General features: G+C 60.4%; 20 protein-coding genes. 13 read left to right on the forward strand and 7 right to left on the reverse strand.

Translation table 11 applies throughout. The annotated features are described in order from the left end of the window. The first annotated feature begins 125 nt into the window (after positions 1 to 125). The 7 genes from ACOZK4_RS03835 (at position 126) to ACOZK4_RS03865 (ending at position 6,006) form a co-directional block, all read left to right on the forward strand. Positions 126 to 437 carry a DUF736 domain-containing protein gene (locus tag ACOZK4_RS03835; RefSeq protein WP_421590518.1) on the forward strand — a complete coding sequence of 104 codons (312 nt, stop codon included), beginning with the start codon at positions 126 to 128 and terminating at the stop codon, positions 435 to 437. Positions 438 to 753: 316 nt separating this feature from the next. Further along, positions 754 to 921: a hypothetical protein gene (locus ACOZK4_RS03840; RefSeq protein WP_421590519.1), complete on the forward strand. Its 168-nt coding sequence runs from the start codon at positions 754 to 756 to the stop codon at positions 919 to 921. Positions 922 to 1,200: 279 nt separating this feature from the next. Next, complete coding sequence (repA, locus tag ACOZK4_RS03845; RefSeq protein ID WP_421590521.1) at positions 1,201 to 2,397, forward strand: plasmid partitioning protein RepA; 1,197 nt, start codon at positions 1,201 to 1,203, stop codon at positions 2,395 to 2,397. A 75-nt stretch (positions 2,398 to 2,472) separates the two neighbouring features. After that, complete coding sequence (gene repB / locus ACOZK4_RS03850; RefSeq protein WP_313523036.1) at positions 2,473 to 3,453, forward strand: plasmid partitioning protein RepB; 981 nt, start codon at positions 2,473 to 2,475, stop codon at positions 3,451 to 3,453. 158 nt (positions 3,454 to 3,611) lie between these two features. Then, on the forward strand, positions 3,612 to 4,922 hold the full coding sequence (repC, locus tag ACOZK4_RS03855; RefSeq protein WP_421590522.1) for a plasmid replication protein RepC: 1,311 nt from the start codon (positions 3,612 to 3,614) through the stop codon (positions 4,920 to 4,922). 70 nt (positions 4,923 to 4,992) lie between these two features. Continuing rightward, positions 4,993 to 5,409 (forward strand): hypothetical protein, encoded by a 417-nt coding sequence (locus ACOZK4_RS03860; RefSeq protein WP_421590523.1) that lies wholly within the window; start codon positions 4,993 to 4,995, stop codon positions 5,407 to 5,409. An 87-nt stretch (positions 5,410 to 5,496) separates the two neighbouring features. After that, entirely contained in the window at positions 5,497 to 6,006 is a 510-nt protein-coding gene (locus ACOZK4_RS03865) for a hypothetical protein (protein WP_421590524.1), read from the forward strand. 46 nt (positions 6,007 to 6,052) lie between these two features. On the opposite strand, the gene ACOZK4_RS03870 is transcribed toward ACOZK4_RS03865, so the two are convergent. After that, the gene (locus ACOZK4_RS03870; protein WP_421590526.1) at positions 6,053 to 6,433 is read right to left on the reverse strand and encodes a hypothetical protein; all 381 of its coding nucleotides are present in this window, start codon (positions 6,431 to 6,433) and stop codon (positions 6,053 to 6,055) included. Then, positions 6,430 to 7,113: a ParA family protein gene (locus ACOZK4_RS03875; protein WP_313523045.1), complete on the reverse strand. Its 684-nt coding sequence runs from the start codon at positions 7,111 to 7,113 to the stop codon at positions 6,430 to 6,432. The genes ACOZK4_RS03870 and ACOZK4_RS03875 overlap by 4 nt, the downstream gene beginning before the upstream one ends. A 488-nt stretch (positions 7,114 to 7,601) precedes the next feature. On the opposite strand from ACOZK4_RS03875, the gene mobC reads away from it, so the two are divergent. After that, the gene (gene mobC, locus ACOZK4_RS03880; RefSeq protein ID WP_313523047.1) at positions 7,602 to 7,970 is read left to right on the forward strand and encodes a plasmid mobilization relaxosome protein MobC; all 369 of its coding nucleotides are present in this window, start codon (positions 7,602 to 7,604) and stop codon (positions 7,968 to 7,970) included. Continuing rightward, a complete protein-coding gene (locus ACOZK4_RS03885; protein ID WP_421590528.1) occupies positions 7,960 to 10,533 on the forward strand; it encodes a relaxase/mobilization nuclease domain-containing protein in 2,574 nt (857 codons plus the stop codon). Before mobC ends, ACOZK4_RS03885 begins: the two co-directional genes overlap by 11 nt. Before the next feature lie 8 nt (positions 10,534 to 10,541). On the opposite strand, the gene ACOZK4_RS03890 is transcribed toward ACOZK4_RS03885, so the two are convergent. Beyond that, complete coding sequence (locus tag ACOZK4_RS03890) at positions 10,542 to 10,748, reverse strand: hypothetical protein (protein WP_313523051.1); 207 nt, start codon at positions 10,746 to 10,748, stop codon at positions 10,542 to 10,544. A gap of 227 nt (positions 10,749 to 10,975) precedes the next feature. Here ACOZK4_RS03890 and ACOZK4_RS03895 point away from each other — a divergent pair, with 227 nt between their 5' ends. After that, positions 10,976 to 11,194, forward strand: a complete 219-nt coding sequence (locus ACOZK4_RS03895) for a hypothetical protein (RefSeq protein ID WP_313523156.1) — start codon at positions 10,976 to 10,978, stop codon at positions 11,192 to 11,194. Positions 11,195 to 11,215: 21 nt separating this feature from the next. Here ACOZK4_RS03895 and ACOZK4_RS03900 read toward each other — a convergent pair whose 3' ends face one another. From ACOZK4_RS03900 to ACOZK4_RS03910, 3 genes are all read right to left on the reverse strand, one after another. Further along, on the reverse strand, positions 11,216 to 11,497 hold the full coding sequence (locus ACOZK4_RS03900; RefSeq protein WP_313523052.1) for a hypothetical protein: 282 nt from the start codon (positions 11,495 to 11,497) through the stop codon (positions 11,216 to 11,218). A 12-nt stretch (positions 11,498 to 11,509) separates the two neighbouring features. After that, the gene (locus ACOZK4_RS03905; RefSeq protein ID WP_313523053.1) at positions 11,510 to 12,061 is read right to left on the reverse strand and encodes a hypothetical protein; all 552 of its coding nucleotides are present in this window, start codon (positions 12,059 to 12,061) and stop codon (positions 11,510 to 11,512) included. 510 nt (positions 12,062 to 12,571) lie between these two features. Next, positions 12,572 to 13,066, reverse strand: coding sequence for a GyrI-like domain-containing protein (locus tag ACOZK4_RS03910; RefSeq protein WP_313523055.1), 495 nt, complete (start codon positions 13,064 to 13,066; stop codon positions 12,572 to 12,574). Between the two features lie 169 nt (positions 13,067 to 13,235). On the opposite strand from ACOZK4_RS03910, the gene ACOZK4_RS03915 reads away from it, so the two are divergent. After that, positions 13,236 to 13,496 carry a hypothetical protein gene (locus ACOZK4_RS03915; protein ID WP_313523057.1) on the forward strand — a complete coding sequence of 87 codons (261 nt, stop codon included), beginning with the start codon at positions 13,236 to 13,238 and terminating at the stop codon, positions 13,494 to 13,496. Between the two features lie 319 nt (positions 13,497 to 13,815). On the opposite strand, the gene ACOZK4_RS03920 is transcribed toward ACOZK4_RS03915, so the two are convergent. After that, positions 13,816 to 14,958 (reverse strand): site-specific integrase, encoded by a 1,143-nt coding sequence (locus ACOZK4_RS03920; protein WP_313523059.1) that lies wholly within the window; start codon positions 14,956 to 14,958, stop codon positions 13,816 to 13,818. A gap of 190 nt (positions 14,959 to 15,148) precedes the next feature. Between ACOZK4_RS03920 and ACOZK4_RS03925 the strand changes: the two genes are divergently transcribed. After that, complete coding sequence (locus ACOZK4_RS03925; protein ID WP_421590531.1) at positions 15,149 to 16,288, forward strand: RHE_PE00001 family protein; 1,140 nt, start codon at positions 15,149 to 15,151, stop codon at positions 16,286 to 16,288. 72 nt (positions 16,289 to 16,360) lie between these two features. Then, on the forward strand, positions 16,361 to 16,633 hold the full coding sequence (locus ACOZK4_RS03930; RefSeq protein ID WP_421590533.1) for a hypothetical protein: 273 nt from the start codon (positions 16,361 to 16,363) through the stop codon (positions 16,631 to 16,633). Positions 16,634 to 16,636 lie beyond the last annotated feature (3 nt).

Genomic DNA, 16,636 nt, shown 5'->3' on the forward strand with positions numbered 1-16,636 from the left:
CCCCGACTCCGGCCGCCCTCCACTTCGTTCCGGCCCAAAGGGTGCGGTCCGATCGTCCCCGATCCTTTCGACAGCCATCGAGGTCGCGATGGACGCGACCCGAGCAACCCGAAAGGATCTCGAAAATGGCTATCATCGGCAACTTCTCCACCAACGGCAACGCAATCAGCGGCGCAGTCCGCACCCTGACGGTCTCGATGAAGGCCCGCCTGGTTCCGATCGAGCGCACCTCCCGCGACGCTCCCGACTTCCGCGTGATGGCGGGCATGGCCGAGGTCGGCGCAGGCTGGAACGCCACCTCCACCGACGGCGAACCCTACATCTCGGTCAAGCTCGACGACCCGAGCTTCAACGCCCCGATCAACGCGGCCCTGTGGCCGAGCCAGACCGACGGCGACTACGACCTGGTCTGGAACCGCCCGAAGCGCGACGCCTGATCCCGAAAGCCCCGCCTGCCAAGGTGGGGCGCTCCCTCCATAGATGAAGCGGGAAACGGGCATCGAGCCCGCATCCCGCTTTCCGGGTGCCATACGGAGAGGAGAAGTCTGCTCAGTCCGTCCGAGGGTGCCATGGCGACAGCCAGGCCTCAAGGACGAGCGGTCCCCCCAAATTTCAGTCCCGTCCCTTGCGGGCCGCGCCAGAAATTCGGCTCCCCCACTCGCCGGGTCCGCCGGTCGCGTTCCGCGATCCTTGACCCCCGCCTGCCACCATGACCGCGCGCGTCGTCTTTCACAAAACGTCAAGGAGACGACGATGACCTACGACCTCGACCGCACGATCCTCGAACTCGAAGCTGAAGCCCGCAACGCCGATCCGGCCGAGCGCCGCCAGATCGAGGCCGAACTCGGCCTGGCGCGGGCCGAACGGGAAACGATCCTGGCCGAACAGAATGGCCGCATCAGCGCCGAGCCGCCCTTTTAAGGCAGGCCGTGCTCATCCCGCCGGGATAGGACCTGTCGCCTAAAGTTCTGCAAATAAAGCAGATTTCGTTAGTTTTGACGGCAGTCAACGTAACGGTGCAAAACACTTCTCTCCCTATTCCTATGTCATCAGAATCGGCTTCATGTGCTCTCTCGCAATGGGCCAACATACGTTAACCTTTTGTTAACCCTATTTTCCTTGCCGGATTGCGAGAATCGGAGATAATGACGGCATATTATCAAAATCGGTAATTTTACCGGCAGAATGGCCCGAGGCATCATGAACGCGTTCAGTCCGCTCCCGTCTTTTGAGCTCGACGATAAAATTTTGAGGCAGGGTGCCGAAATCTCGCGCAAGCTCAATCAACTGCGCCTTGAGAACTTTCCGCCCTCCGCGAAGAAGACCCTCCGCCAGTTTTCGGTAGCGGAAGTGGCGCACTATCTCGGTGTCACTCCGAGCAATCTGAAACGCTTGTATCTTGATCGCAAGGGGCCGATTCCGACCACCATGTCTGGGAACCGGAAATTCTACACGGCCGAGCAGATGTGGGAGCTACGGCACTACCTCGCTGAAACCGGGAAGAGCGAGGCTAAGAAATACGTCCCGCAGCGAAAACCCGGCGACAAGCTTCAAGTAATTGCCGTCGTTAACTTCAAAGGCGGCTCGGGCAAGACGACCACGGCCGCCCATCTTGCGCAACACTTGGCTCTCACAGGTCATCGCGTCCTCGCAATCGATCTCGATCCGCAAGCTTCGCTTTCGGCTCTTCACGGCTTTCAACCGGAGCTGGATGAGAACCCATCGCTCTACGATACGATCCGCTACGACGATCAGCGGAAGCCCATCGCGGATATCATTCTGCAGACCAACTTCCCCGGCCTCGACATCATCCCGGCCAATTTGGAACTGCAAGAATACGAGTACGACACCCCGCTCGCCATGCAGGCAGGCAGCGAAGGCAAGCGGTTCTTCACCCGCCTCGGCAAAGCCCTCTTGGATGTCAATGACCGCTACGATGTCGTGATCATCGACTGCCCGCCGCAGCTTGGCTATCTTTCCTTGACTGCGTTAACGGCCTCGACGTCGGTCCTGATCACGGTTCACCCGCAGATGCTCGACCTGATGAGCATGTCGCAGTTCCTGCTCATGCTCGGCAACATCACGAAGACGATCAAACAGGCTGGCGCAGACGTCCGCTTGGACTGGCTCCGCTATTTGATCACCCGCTTCGAGCCGCAGGACGTCCCGCAGGTGCAGATGGTCGGCTTCATGCAGTCGATGCTTGCGGAGGAAATTCTGAAGACGCCGATGCTTAAAACCACAGCGATCTCTGACGCGGGCCTGACTAAGCGCAGCCTGTATGAATTGGACCGCTCGAACTTCAACAGGGACACCTACGACCGCGCCATAGAATGCATGGACGGCGTGAATTTCGAGATCCAAGGCCTGATCCATCGGGCATGGGGGAGGATGTGATGGTTTTGACTGCCGTAAAAATCTACTTTCAGCCCAAGACTATCAACCATTTAACTCAATTTCGAGGATAGCGATATGGCTCGGAAAAACCCCTTCATGAACATCATGGGCGACGCAGCGCCCGATGACGACAAGGCAATCCTTCAGTACACGAACAAGGGAGCTTCTAAGTCGCTCATCCACTCTCTCGACGAATTGGCCGCGCAAGCGGATAGGTTGCTCGAAGGGGAGGCGGTGGTCGATCTCGCCCCCGAGATCATCGACGGCTCATTCGTTCGCGACCGTCTCGAAGATGACGAGCAAGACTTCGAAGAGCTCGTCACGGCAATTCGGGATCGGGGACAGGACACGCCGATCTTGGTCCGGCCGCACCCGACGACCACGGGCCGCTACATGGTGGTCTTCGGCCACCGCCGACTACGGGCGGCCAAGGCACTTGGTCGGAAGGTCCGAGCGGTCGTGAAAGACCTCAAGGACAGTGATCACCTGGTTGCGCAGGGCCAAGAGAACTCCGCGCGGGCCAACCTGTCGTTTCTCGAGAAGGCACTATTCGCCGCCGAGATTGCCCGCCGCCAGTTCGATGGCGACAATGCGATTGCGCTTTCCGCTCTCTCCATCGATCGGGCGACCTTCTCGAAAATGCTGGCCGTGGCGACCATACCTAAGCACGTCCTCGATGTCGTCGGCGCGGCTAAGGGCATCGGGCGCGACCGTTGGTATGAGCTGAAGAACCTCTTGGAGAAGCCTTCGTCGCTCGAACAGGCGTCAGCCTTCATCCAGTCCGAAGGCTTTAAGGCAAAAGCCGGGGACGACCGATTCAATTCGCTTCTGGCTTTCGTGAAGAGCCTTGGGAAACAGTCCCGGCCGAAAACCGCCAAGACCAAGAAGTGGGCGTCGGATGACAAGGCCGTGTCGGCCGATATTCGGAACGACGGCAAGACATACACCTTCGCTCTTAAGGCAAAGGATGCAGGAGGCTTTGGCGATTACATCGCAGAGAACCTTGCCGACTTGTATCAGGCCTACCGGAGCAAACAGGATCAACAAGGAGTGTAGCCCGCAAAAGAAAAAGGCCCCCCAAACGTTTCCGTCGTGGAAGCCTTCCTCAGATTTCTAGCAAGATCGAGAATCGCATTTCCACGAATCCCAGTCAAGAGTCTTTGGCACCGTTTTGGTGAGCGGATTTCTTTTGCCTAAACATAGGTGAGAGAACCATGGAGAATGCGTACGTTACGACGCCCTTTGGGCGGCGGGCGATGTCGCTCGGCATGTTGGCAAGCCAACAGATTGCCGAAAACATCGAGCCCGGAATTTCGCGAAACAAGTGGAAGCTGTTCAGGGCGATTTGCGAAGCACGGCCATCGCTGGGGGTGACGGATCGCGCTCTGACCGTCCTCGACGCGCTGCTGACCTTTTATCCAGCCGACGAGCTATCCGAGGAGCGCGGCCTGATCGTCTTCCCGTCGAATGCCCAGCTGTCGATCCGCGCAAGAGGGATGACCCCCGCGACGTTACGGCGGCACTTGGCCGGGCTCGTGGACGCCGGATTGATCCTGAGGAAGGACAGCGCCAACGGAAAGCGTTACGCGCGCCGGGGGAGGGCAGGGGAGGTCGAGGAGGCCTTCGGTTTCTCGCTTGCCCCACTGCTGGCAAGGGCGGCCGAGATCGAGGCCTTGGCGGCCCTTGCAGTAGCCGGCCGCGAGCAGCTGCGGATCACCAAGCAGCGCCTGACGATTTGCCGTCGTGACATTGCCAAGCTGATCGCCGCAGCGATCGGCGAGGGGGTTAGGGGCGAATGGGAGAGGATTTCGCTCATGTTCCGCGAGATGGTCGGCCGACTTCCTCGGACGCCAGGTATTGCAGAGTTGGCTTCCGCGCTCGAAGAGATGGAGATGCTGCGCGAGGAGATCGTCAACCAGCTGGATGCAAACACGAAAACACGAAAAATCGACTCCAATGAGTCTCAAATTGAGCGCCACAAACAGAATTCAAATCCGGATCTCAATCATGAATCTGAACCGGGCTTCGAAACGAAGCTTGGGGCAAACTCGGCGGATACCATCGGGCGGCAGGGTGTGCCGATGACAGACGACAGGGATATCTCGAATTCCGCCGGCGGCGGTGCAGACGAGCAACGCCAGAGACGGAAGGCATCGACCTCTTCTGAGAACGGCCCGTTAAAATCGTTCCCACTTGGACTGGTCCTGAAGGCTTGCCCGGATATTGCCGACTATGCCCCCGGTGGCAAGATTGCCAACTGGCGCGACCTCATGTCGGCCGCCGTCGTCGTCAGATCGATGCTCGGCGTTAGCCCGTCGGCATACGAGGCCGCATGCGTGGCCATGGGACCGGAGAACGCGGCGACCGTCATCGCCTGCATCCTCGAAAGGGGAGGGCATATCAACTCGGCGGGCGGTTACCTCCGCGATCTCACGCGGCGGACCGAGGCCGGGGAGTTCGCAATCGGTCCCATGCTCATGGCGCTTGTTCGAGCCAACAGTTCCGTCAACCGTAAGGCGGGTTGAGAGGGCTTGTTAAACCAAGGCGTTCGGGCCAAATCTTGTCGATAAAACCGGGATCTTATGCAGGGCGGACATGACGCACACGACTTCCGACGGAGAAAACGCGAGGGCATTCCTCGAGAGCCTGAGACGGGGCGACCTGTCGGCGCTGCTTCTGCATGCCCAGATAGACATCGGTGTAACAAGCGAAGGCTACCTGGGAAATCGCATCGTCGTCGTTGTTCGCGCCCCTCAACCGTTTGCCGAGGCGTTGGATAAGCTCGCGCCTCACGACCGGAAGCGTATTGCCGAGGCGGCTCTAAGCAATCGGTCTTATGATGCGATGCCCGCGTCGGATATCAAAGTTAAAGCAGTCGGGGAGACGATGAGCGGTCCTGCGACCATTCTGCCCGATCTCATCATCCATCGGGAAATGATGGTTGCTGTCGCGACGGGCAAACAGCAGATTCAGGAAGTTGACGATCACTACGTCGCTCGGAAGCTCCGATAGACCGAAGGCTGTGCCGCCGCTGGCATCAAATACGATAACCCACACCTATCTCCGTGGGACTGGTTCCATTTTTGGAAGGCGCAGGGCATGGATTCCTATGCCGAGCGCCGGAATTACGTTCGACAGCTTTTCAACGCCCCCGTGCTGTCTGCTGTCGGACGAGTTCACAACCCCAGCCCTGTGGCCGAACGCGAGCCGACAGGGTGGGAGCGCGTGGACCGATCAATGGGCAAGGCGAAGGCGCAGTTCAACGCCGCTTCCACGGTTGAGGAATGGCAGACCGTTGGTCTACTGGGGCGCGAAATCCTGATCAGTCTTGGTCAGGCCGTATACGATCCTGATGTCCACGGCGATACCGACATGGACGGCAAAAAGATCGGCTCGACGGATGCCCGCAGGCAGCTCTTCGCTTGGCTTCATCATCAAATGCCCGGTGGCGACAACAAGGAAATCCGCGCCCACATCAAGGCAGCAATCGATCTTGCGGTCCACCTTCAGCACCGCCCGACTGCCACACGTCAGCTCGCCGCGTTGTGTCTCGAGGCGACTTCTTCAGCGGTGAGCGTGGTGGCGATCATTGCGGGGAGGCCTGCGTAGGGCAGGGGCGAGAACGGAAGCGCGTGATGGCCCTCCCTTTCCCCGCTCAGGAAATATCGGGGATCCGCTCGGCGATTTTTCCGAGATAGTCGTCGATCGCCTCCTCGATGTAGGAGTTGAACTTCCGCCGCTCGATCGCGGCGAGGATCTTCAGCTTCTTGTGGACCTCGGCGCGGATATGGATGCCGGTCGTGACTTTTTCCGTGTCACGGAAGCGTTTGCCGGCGATCGGGTCGCGGCTTTCGCCCTTGGCCACCATGTCGCGGAGCTGGCCGCGCGCCAATGGCAGCTTCGCTGATGGCGCGGACGCCTGGTCGTCGTCAGTGGATTTTGCGGGAGGCACCATCTTTTCGCGAACCGACGGGCGGTCGCGGCCTGTGGAGATAAGTCCGAGGACGAGGTTCTTGCTGTCTGCGCCCTCGCTCATTGCTTTGCCTCACTGGCCTTCGACCGATAGAGGGCGAGCAGCTCGCCAAGGAGCGTTTCCATTTCGGCGATCGCCTTCGGATCAGGCTTTGCTGATGTCTGGAGCGTGCCGGCGGCGCCAATCGATTGATAGGACGCGCGCCGTGCGATCGGATGGCTGGCGAGAGCGACACCGCTTTCGCGCAAAATTTCCCGGAGCGGCTCATGCGCCTTAGCGCGGCCGGTCACCAGATCGTGCTGGTTGATGACGATCATCGTCGGGAGCTCGCGCTTCTGATCCTCCTCGACCACCGGAACATGATTCAGCGCCAGCTGCATGCCGGCAACGACGTCGTCCTGGGTCGTCTGCAGCGGGATCAGGACGATGTCGGCACAGTAGAGGCCAGCGAAGAGGTTTTCGTTGGTCGTGCCCTCGACATCAACGAAGACGATTTTGCCCTCCTGCTGGTGTTGGAGAGCGAGCTTGTAGATCTGGTTGGGATCGAGGCAGCTTTCGGCCTCCAGCCGGTCGGGCCAGACGTGCATCTGCTTCGACATCGTGACCCAGCGCATCGTATTGGCGCGGCTGTCCGCATCGATCAGGAACACGTCGTTACCGGCATGGGCGGCCGTGCCGGAGAGAGCGCGGACGAGAGTGGTCTTGCCGGTTCCGCCCTTCGGGTTGGCGATGGTGACGATCATATTGGCTCCTTCATTCTGCAAATAAACTATAGTTATTTCCTCGCCCCTCTTTTCGCAATGCATTCGTTGCCCATTGCTCGTTCACCGTTGATGATTGTCGATTGATGATTGACCGCCGACAACGGGCAATGACCAACGGGCAATTGCCAATTGCCCGTTGGTAGTGAGCAATAACAACGCGGTTAACTGTCAGTGGTTAATGGGTAATTGGTGATTGCCAGTGATATTGCTGGCAATGGTCGCACGAACAATGGGCAACTGTTAACGGGATCGGGTGGCGTTGGAGGTGAGACCTTGTAGCGGGAGCTTGGGCGAGGCAGTTTGTGTTGCGATGATGGAACTAGAATAAAATATAGTGTAGTTTTAGGTGGCAGGATAGTCAGGTTTGTGGTACAAACTCGACGTCGTCCCGCCTCTGGCAGGCCTCAGGTTCGCGCCGGTGGCGCTCTGGGGTCGCCTCCGGCAACCTGGCAAGAGGAAGGAAAGCGATGCGCAGCGAAGTGGTCAGGGTCCGTCTAAGGCCGGAGGAGCGGCAAGCTCTGGCGGATCTTTGCGGCGACGATCGCACCGCCAGCGACGTGATCCGGCTGTTGTTTCGCGACCAGGCCGGTTTGCCGCTCCCCGTCGGACCGGCCGAAGCTCTGGCCTTGCGCGGCACCAATGAGGAGCTTCGGCGCATCGGCATCAATCTCAACCAGGCCGTCCGCGCGATGAATGAAGGGCGCGTCGGCTATGAACCGCATCTCGATGCCGCGCTGCGCCGCCTTCTCGAAGATGTGTTTCGGCTGCGGGCGGACGTCGATCTGATGCTGCGGATCAGCCGGCAGGAGCGCAGGAGGGGCAGCCATGGTCTATGACTGGTCCGGCCTGCTCGGGGATATAGAGGGCTTTACGGTGCGGCGGGCAAAATCCCTTCTCGACGAGGAAGACGAGCGCCGCCGGCGGGCAGGAGCGATGAGGATCACCTTGACCGCTGAGGCTCCAACACGGCCGTCCATGCCGTCCGGTATCTCCACCAAGCGCCGAAGGTCGTCCATCTCTGCCCGTGAAACGACCATCAACGCCATCCTGCGGCCAGCGCAGGGCGCACCTCGGGAAATCATTGCTTTGGTCGGCGTTCTTGGTGCGGGCGCGAACCCGGAGACCGATGACGAGCTCCGAAGGTCGGGCGGCGGGGGAGGGGGAACGACCAAGGGGGTTGGTATCGTCCCGTCGCTTGCTGTTCGGCCGTCCGCCGCAAAACAGGCGTTGCCCGAGAGCACAAGCCGTGCTGCGATCGCGGCCGGCGCGCAGCCCGTGGTGATCAAGGTCACGTCGACGGTTTCGAGCAGGGCGTCGGCCGCCGGCCTGATGACCTATCTGGGAACGCGCGAGATCGAAAAGGAGAACGGTGAGAAGGGCAAGGCGGATATTCCGATCTTCGACCAGGACGGGGGCGCAATTGCCAGCCGCGAGGAACGCGCCGCCGTCCTTCAGGGCTGGCTATCGGAGTTTCGCGAACCCTATGCCCTGGACGCCGTCGCCACTCTGTCGATCAAACTGGCGGATGCGGCCGGCGACGAGGAACTGCACGACGCCTTGAATGTGGCCTTCGGCGCCAAGCCCTTTCTCTATTCTCGCCATCAGGACGGAAGTGTCTCCGTCTATGCCGTCACAAACTTGCCCGCGAAGAAGATCGCTGGCGCGCTCAGGGCGCGCGAAAAGGATGAAGGGCCGGCCCGCACGCTCGATAAGGCCGAGGCGGATATCGCAAGCAAAATGTCGGACGCCGGTGTCCTGGCCGAGGTGCGGATTGTCGGCGCCGCGGTCTCCGACAAATCGGGCCGGTATTTTCTTGAAAAGTTTCTCCGAACCGAGAAGCATGTGGTCACCAGCGTCGGCGAGGCGGTCAAGCGTGGCGCGGCGGTGAAGGATGTCGCCGACGGGATATGGCGGGGCTGGTCGGCCGATATCCGCACGGTCGAACCGCGCAACGCCTTCCATGTGATTTTCTCCGCCCGAGCCGGCACGGATGCGGATGCCATGAAGCGCGCCGTGCGTGATTTCCTCAGCGAGCAGGTTGCGGGCCATCGCTGGATCACCGCTCATCACCCCGATACCGGTCATGTCCATGTCCACGCGATAATCTCGGCGCGAGACGATGTCGGCAAAGCCCTGCGCCTCACGAAGCCGGAACTTTACGCATGGCGGGAGCGGTTCGCGGCGAAGGCGCGGGAGCATGGAATTGCCATGGTTGCCACACGCCGCGCCGATGTGGCGGCCACGCGGCCTTATAGCCAGGCACAGGCCGGCGCCTATGAGCGCGGCCGATCCGATCCACGCTATCTGAAATCCGCGGCGGTCAATCAGCGTGTCGAGCGCAAGCGGGCAGGCGTTGCAGATCGAGCGACGCTCGCCAACGGCAATCTTGCGCTCGCCCCGAAATGGTGGGCGACGGCCATAGCTCTGAAGCAGTGTGGGGCGAAGCCATCGGTGATCGAAGCCGCAGATCGTTTTGCAGCTGCTGCAGCAGGCCATGCTCAGGAGGCCGCGGCCCGACCCTCAAAGGGGTTCGTCGTCCTGCGGGTCACGGTCAAGCAACCTGCGGATCAGGAAAAGATGGTGGCGGCGATCCAGAGCGCCATCGGTGTTGGTCGAGACGCTATCTCGGTTGATGGCAGCGCGATGACTGTTCTCATGCCGACATTGGCGAGCGTCAGCAAGATCGAGCGGGAGCTGGTGCGGCAGAACGATGAGTTCGGCCCCGGCGCCGAGATGCAGGCGGTGTCTCGTGAGGCTGAAGCACGGCTGTTTCAGGCGGGTCTGAGGGCGGCAGTGACTGTGGAAGCCGCAGGCTCGGGAAAAGATGGAGCGCCGACGGCGTGGTTGCAGAACCGTTTCGATGGGCATCGGCGACAGGCGCAGGTCAAATCGGCGACGCCTTTTGCGGACCTGATGACGACACTGACAGACCTCAAACAGCAGAAGGAAAATGCTATGCCCCTATCGCTCGAACAGTTCGACGAGCGCGTCGCACGCGCCAACAAGTCGATGGATCGCCTCGAAGGGATGGTCGACAGTGGCCCCGAGCGCCAGGCGGTCGAGGAGATGCGCAAGGAAATCTCCGCGCTCTTTGAAGAGCAGCGGCGTGACATCCAAATGCAGCAGATGCCGTCAACCATGCAGGCCGGCGGGGGAGGGGGCACGCCGACAGCGGCGCGCTCCGATGACAACCAGGCACTGGATCGGCCGGCGCCTTCGAATGTCGATCCTGCGATTGCCGCACAGCAGCAGGCGATCGCCGCCGGCCGCGCCGCGCGCGCTGCCCGGGAACAGGCCGGCGCTGCCAAGAATGCACAGGATGAACAGCGCCAGCAGGTTCTCCGGCAAGCCGAGCAGGAACGCCAGCGCGGCAATGACCGGGATGGCGCTGAGCGATAGACCCCGCTTTACTCTTGCGTCAGGCCGTCGAAAACTTCCAGCAGGGCGTCAACGATGGCCTGGCCAAGGGCATTGGCCGCAGCAGCGATCTGCTCGTCACCTTGGTCGCGCGCCGCAAGACAAAGGTTGCCCCCTTCCTCCGCGACGATCGCTTTTGCCCGCTCGATTGCCCATTGTGCCAGATCACTGCGATTTTCGATCGTGACAGTTTCCATTCGGTGGCCTCGTTTACAGTTTGTTGGATACGCTGCGATAGGGTCTGGCGAGCGCATTGAGTTTTGCGTATGCGCTTGTCTCAATCGTCTCTTTCCAGTCGCTAACGGTCTGAGACGATTGGTACCATAGCGATCGGCAGACGATTGTCGTATCCAATGACCTTAAGTCGCTATCGCAGCTGATTTCCATGCCAACAGTCGCTGCCAACGTGACACCTTGTGCCCGAGTGTCCCCCGCGCGCTTCGTTGAATGTCTTATCCTGATCCGCCGGACGCCGATCAATCTCGCCTCGGCCCTGCAATGCGAGCTTTCATGGATTGAGACCATGGAAGCCGGAAACGAGCCGATCCCCGACGAGCTTGAAACCTGGCTCGAGGCGCTGGCTGACGTTCACACGCAATTGCCGCCGCTTCGAAGCTTTCGCGGACGTCGATCGGAGGCATAACCACGCTCGCGGGATCGTAGGCTACCAGTCCATATCCGGATCGATGAGGTAGCCTGGGATACTGGCGTCCGTTCCGCCGGCAGCCTGCAACAAGGCAACGCAGCGGCCACGCTCGTGCTCGATCGCTTCAACGATCATCTTGACCGGATCCTTCTGGCCGCTGGCCAGATGCCTGGCCGCAATCGACCAGGCGGTCCGCTCGGTGCTTGAACCAAATAGGCGCGTTTCCGGATCCAACCGTTTCTCCTCGGCGACATGGGCCGGGACAATGGCAAGCTTGCCTTGCGTCAGCGTTTCCTGCACGCGTCTATACGCTTACGAGAATGGTACGGCATCGACAGCGAGGCAAATGGGACGTGGCGCCATATTGCCGTGGCCATATGGCGTGTAAGTCCCGTCTTCCTGAAAGGGTGGATGAAACCGTGCGCGCTCGAACCTCTGCGCCGCGACCCGAGAGGCTTTTCCGTAAAGATCACGCAGAAGACGACGATCGACTGCTACGCGATCAAACAAGCGGTCGAGACGCGATTGGCACCACCCGTCGTATATGGCTTCCTGACCCAGTACGTTGACTGGTGTGACAGAGATCCGCGCACCGACATCATGCTGGTATTGTGCGAGCAGAGATCCCTGTACCATAAGGTTCCCTCGCGTTTCCGCCCTCGGCTCGGTGGCGATCACCAGTCGGAACGCGCTTACGATCGCGGACTTCGCAAAAAGTAGCGCCGCATCATCGATGATGTCCTCGCCCGGCGGTTCGGCGATGAAAAACTCTCGGATGCTAGAAACGATCTGGTAAGCAGCGTCCAGCACCTCAGCATCTGTTGGTTCGGCAGTCCGCGAGTTGTCTGGATATCCTTTGATCATCGCCACCTCCGCCAGGGAAATGCGAAGCCGGAGATTTCGTTGCAGGCCGCGGCCAAAATCTAGATTCGTGGAAGTCGCCAGAACGAAAAAGCGAGTGTCCGAGGGGGAGGGGACACTCGCTTTTGCACTCACGTAGGGGGCGTTGAGGGCGTCATCATAACTTCCAATATGGATAGTTGTTCCATCGTATCGGCTTTATTTTCGCGTTCAGCACGCGCTTCACGCCGGCGCTGTTCATCTCGCATACCTCGTCTCAACGGCCAGCCAACCAGAGCTTAGGCGAGTTTGGCAAACTCCACTTACATTCTCCAATTACTGCTTGTCGTCCCGGCACATTCGAATACGCTGCGGGCCCCCCGTCTCCGATTGAATCCGGCTATTTGAGCGGGGAGGGGGATGCATTCTTGACCTGTATCTACCTGTTGAGGGTATGGGCCTTGTGCCCTGCTATTCGAGGTGGATGGAAGGACGCGGTTTACGAGGAACCGCGTCCTTTTTCCCACGCCATGTTCACGACACCGCGAGTTTAAACAGCAGGGTCGTGACCAATTTCTCGGGATCTGGCTCGGTGGACGGATTGTTGTCGTGGACCTCGAGCCGGGAAGCGAACACGTCGCCATTCTCCGTGCTCCGGGCGTCCCACTGCAGACCCTTTTCTTTCGCCCATCCGACAAGCATAGCCGTTGCGTCGTAAAGTCCGTCATAGGGACCGGTATATGTCATGCTCACATAGCGGCCGGCGGGAAGCACGCCGTTCACTAGGCGGCCCGATAGAGGGACAGCGGCATCCGTCGTCATTCCCACCTCGATCTCAAGGCGTGGCATGTCGACAACGTTGAATTTGATGAATTCGACACCGTCAGGTTCAACGCCGGCTTGCGCGAACGCCTCGAATAGCTCTTCGAAAGCGGGGTCCACCTCCTGGCCAAATGGGATAACCACGGGCAGCCGGACCGCAACGTAGCTCTTCGGTCCCCACTCAACAGTTTCTGGCATCGTCAGCATGATTGTCTCCTTTCGTCAGCTAAGGACGAAGGCGTGCCCTCTCATCCGACATGGGCGCCGAATTTATCTCATGGCATCTTGGCGCCGTTTGGAGCGGTAGCGCACAATCTCATCTTGCCCTGCATCTTTTTGCCGGTCTGTGCGTTCCGGTGCTTCAAGTAGGGGGAACATGTTCAGCAACCAGATCGCATCAACACACCAGCGTTCCGTGCAAAACGAAACCAATAAGCAGGAGCCGGTAGAAACTGCTCAGGATCGGCCGCCGACTGTCCGTGTCATTCGCACCGCTTCAGAGCGAGAAGCGGTGTTTGAACGAACCTCGGAAATCGCGCGGAAATCCATGGCCGAGGAGCGTCGCCGGTGTCACGAAAGATATGAACGCCTGCGCTTAGCAAGATTGCAGGCCGAGCAACAGCAACGTCAGCTGTGAGCATTCTCTTTGAATGCAAAAGGTTGGGAAAGCAGCCACTGGAGGCCTCAAGGGCCCGCAGCCTTCGAAAGGTTGAAACGGAAGCGGTCACGCCGGCGCTGGTAGTGGCGGTATTTAGACGGAAACATCCACTATCTCAGAACTGTGGCGGCTGGTTTCCCCTCCACACCCATCCGTGACAAAGCCGAGGGTGTCGTGACGTAGGGAGTCCTCGGCTTTTTATTCCCGAAATTCGAATGCCACCATGGGTGGGCGCGATCTGCGTTGAGCGCCTCTAGATATGAGGGTTCATAACGAGCTGAGGGTCTCTTGAAAGATCTTATAACATCCTGGCAGCTCGCCCGGTCCGCCGTGTGGCGCTGTTATAATAGCTGGAAGCCTGCTGCACGGAGCGATGGCGAGACTGCTCCATCGCTTCAGGCAGGGGAACACCGCGGTTCGCCGCCTCGGTCAGGTACCCTGATCGGAGCCCATGCGCCGAGTAGTCTTCCGGCTCCAGTCCTGCCATGGCGACACGCTGCTTAATGATCGCATTGATCGACTGCGGATCGAGCGTGTGGCGCGATACGGTTCCCCATCGGCCAATCGCCCGAAACACGCTGCCACTCTCGATCTTCGCAGCCGCCATCCAGGCATCGAGCGCCTCCACGGGGCGGCCGGTGAGATAGACGATCTCGTCCTCTTCGCCCGTCGTCGTCTTGGTGCGGCCGAGATGGATGGCGAGAGAGGACAGGGGAGGGCCATCGGGCACCACAATCGGCGGTTCGACGGTCAGCTGCTCCCGGCGAAGGCCGGCGATTTCGCTGCGCCGGCGGCCGCCGGACGCGAAGGCGACCATCAGCAGCGCCCGGTCGCGCAGATCGCGCAAGCTGCCGGAAGTGCAGGTCGCCAGTAAGCTGGCCAGCACATCGCCGGTGACCGCCTTGGCACTCTTGCGCCGCCGCGGCCGCGGCACGGCGCGAACGGCGAGACGAATGGCGGATTTCAGGGCAGGGGAGGCGAAGGTGCCGTCGAGGCCGCGCCAATGTGTCAGGGTTGACCAGTTGGCCAGCCGGCGGCGAACGGTCGCCGGCGCGTGCGGACCGACGGCCCTGAGAAACCCTTGGCTCCGAAGGCCTTCGTCGATGTCGGCCGGCATGCCGTGATTGGGATCGGCTTCGCGCCGTTGCGGATCCCACAGATGATGGGCAACGAATTTCAGGAGCAGCGCTTCAGGTGCTGGCCATGGCAGCGATTTTCCCGTCGCCGCCAGCGACCAGGCCTGCAGATAGGCGAGATCAGATGTCAGTGCCCGAAGGGTATTGTCGCCCATGCCCTGATTGACGAGATGGCGCAGCGTCTCGACGTCCTGATCGCTCAACAGCTCGGCGAGCTCGTCGCGGCGCTCGATCGGCAGCACGGCGGCAATCGTGTCAAGTTCTTCTGCGCGCCGTTCGACGGCGGATTTTTGCACAGGCGGCATTTTGGCTCCAAAAACGGGCGGTTCTGTCGTGTTTCACGCCCGTGGCGAAGGCCACTTTCGATGATTTGCGGCTCCAAATCAATCTACCATCGATAATTGGTACTTATCGGGGGTTAGAAAGCCAGCCGCCAATCATACCATGTGGCGAACTCAAATATTCATATAGAGTTCTTTTAAGAAATCATTTACCATGATTTCAATGGCTTACGATATCGCGAAAATCAGCATATCCACCATGATGCGGCCGGCTTTCGACGCCGGCATCGCGCTCGCCCGTCTCGACGAGCGCATTGCGCGATCGCCGGTTGGTGCCGGCTTCCTCGAACGCATGCAATTCGCCGACGCCTGCGCCTCGCTGTGGATCGACGGCGAACTCGTCCACCTTGAAGATCTCGTTCTCCATGACGCCACCCGCGATATTCGCACGCCTAGCCACGAGCTGACAATCGCCCGAGACGTATTGCGCACCCGCCGGCGCATCGCCGCGCAGTCGGCTGACTGGGCCTTGTCCGCAGAGGGTATCCGGTCATTGCGACAGACGTCGGACACCAATTCGGTCGGCGCCGCGGCGTTGGAGCCGGCCAGCGGTGTTCGGCCTGCGGTCGCCATCGATCTGGAAGGGGACGGGGAGGAGGGTGACGACGCCAAAGATCTGCCCGGCGTCGACTATGCCGCCATCGATGCGGTGCTGGCCCGATCGGAGGCCGCGATCGAAAACGCGACGCGGTCCGGCCGCGCCAGCGCGGTAGACAGAGACGCACTGGTCTATGATCTCGACTGGGACGAGGATGCCCGGCTCGACGAATGGCGAGGCGTGCTGCGCCAGGCCGAACACCTGCCGGCGGTGCTGCAGGCCATCATCACCCTCGATGCCTGGAACGAGCTTTCCGTCCTGCAGCATGCGCCCTGGCTCGGCCGGCTGTTCTCCGCCTCCATTTTGCGCCAGGCCGGCATCACCACGGGTGCGCATCTCGCGGCAATCAATCTCGGTCTTAAAACCATCCCCGTCGATCGGCGCCGGCATCGCCATCGCGAAACGCGGCTGCTCGCCATCGCCCAGGGGTTGCTGGCAGCCGCTGAGATCGGCATGAAAGAACATGACCGGCTAGCACTTGCCCGGCAGATGATGGAACGCAAGCTGGCGGGAAGACGAACGTCTTCGAAATTGCCGGAGCTGATCGAGCTCGTCATGGCAAAACCGCTCGTGTCGGCCGGGATGGTGGCCAAGACGCTCGAGGTGACGCCGCAGGCGGCGCGGCGGATCGTTTTGGAACTGGGCTTGCGCGAGATGACGGGGAGGGGGAGGTTTCGGGCATGGGGGATCTTTTGATGTGCGCCACGCTTGACTCTCTGTCGCTCCAAGGTTGAAACCAGTGTCCTCATGGATTTGGGAGGTAGTGTGATGGAGTTTGATCTGCCCGACGGACTTTATCCTTTTATAGATCAACGTCTCCCGCTTGCAGACCTCGCGATGATCGAAGTGCCGCCGGCCCTGGAGCACCTGTTGCGAACTCAGGCTAAGGTGAATGGCGTCGATATACATCGAGGCGCTCCGATCGAGCTCAGATGTCAGTCGGCGGATTTTCCAGATGCTACCTTTCTCGTCTATTGGCCCTACGGAGAAGATCGGCTTCACATGCTGGCCCCGAAACAGTTCGGGGTTGGGCTGGCTTGAATC

It is taken from the genome of Shinella sp. M27 (genome assembly GCF_049199905.1).
In the GTDB taxonomy this organism is placed as follows: Bacteria; Pseudomonadota; Alphaproteobacteria; order Rhizobiales; family Rhizobiaceae; genus Shinella.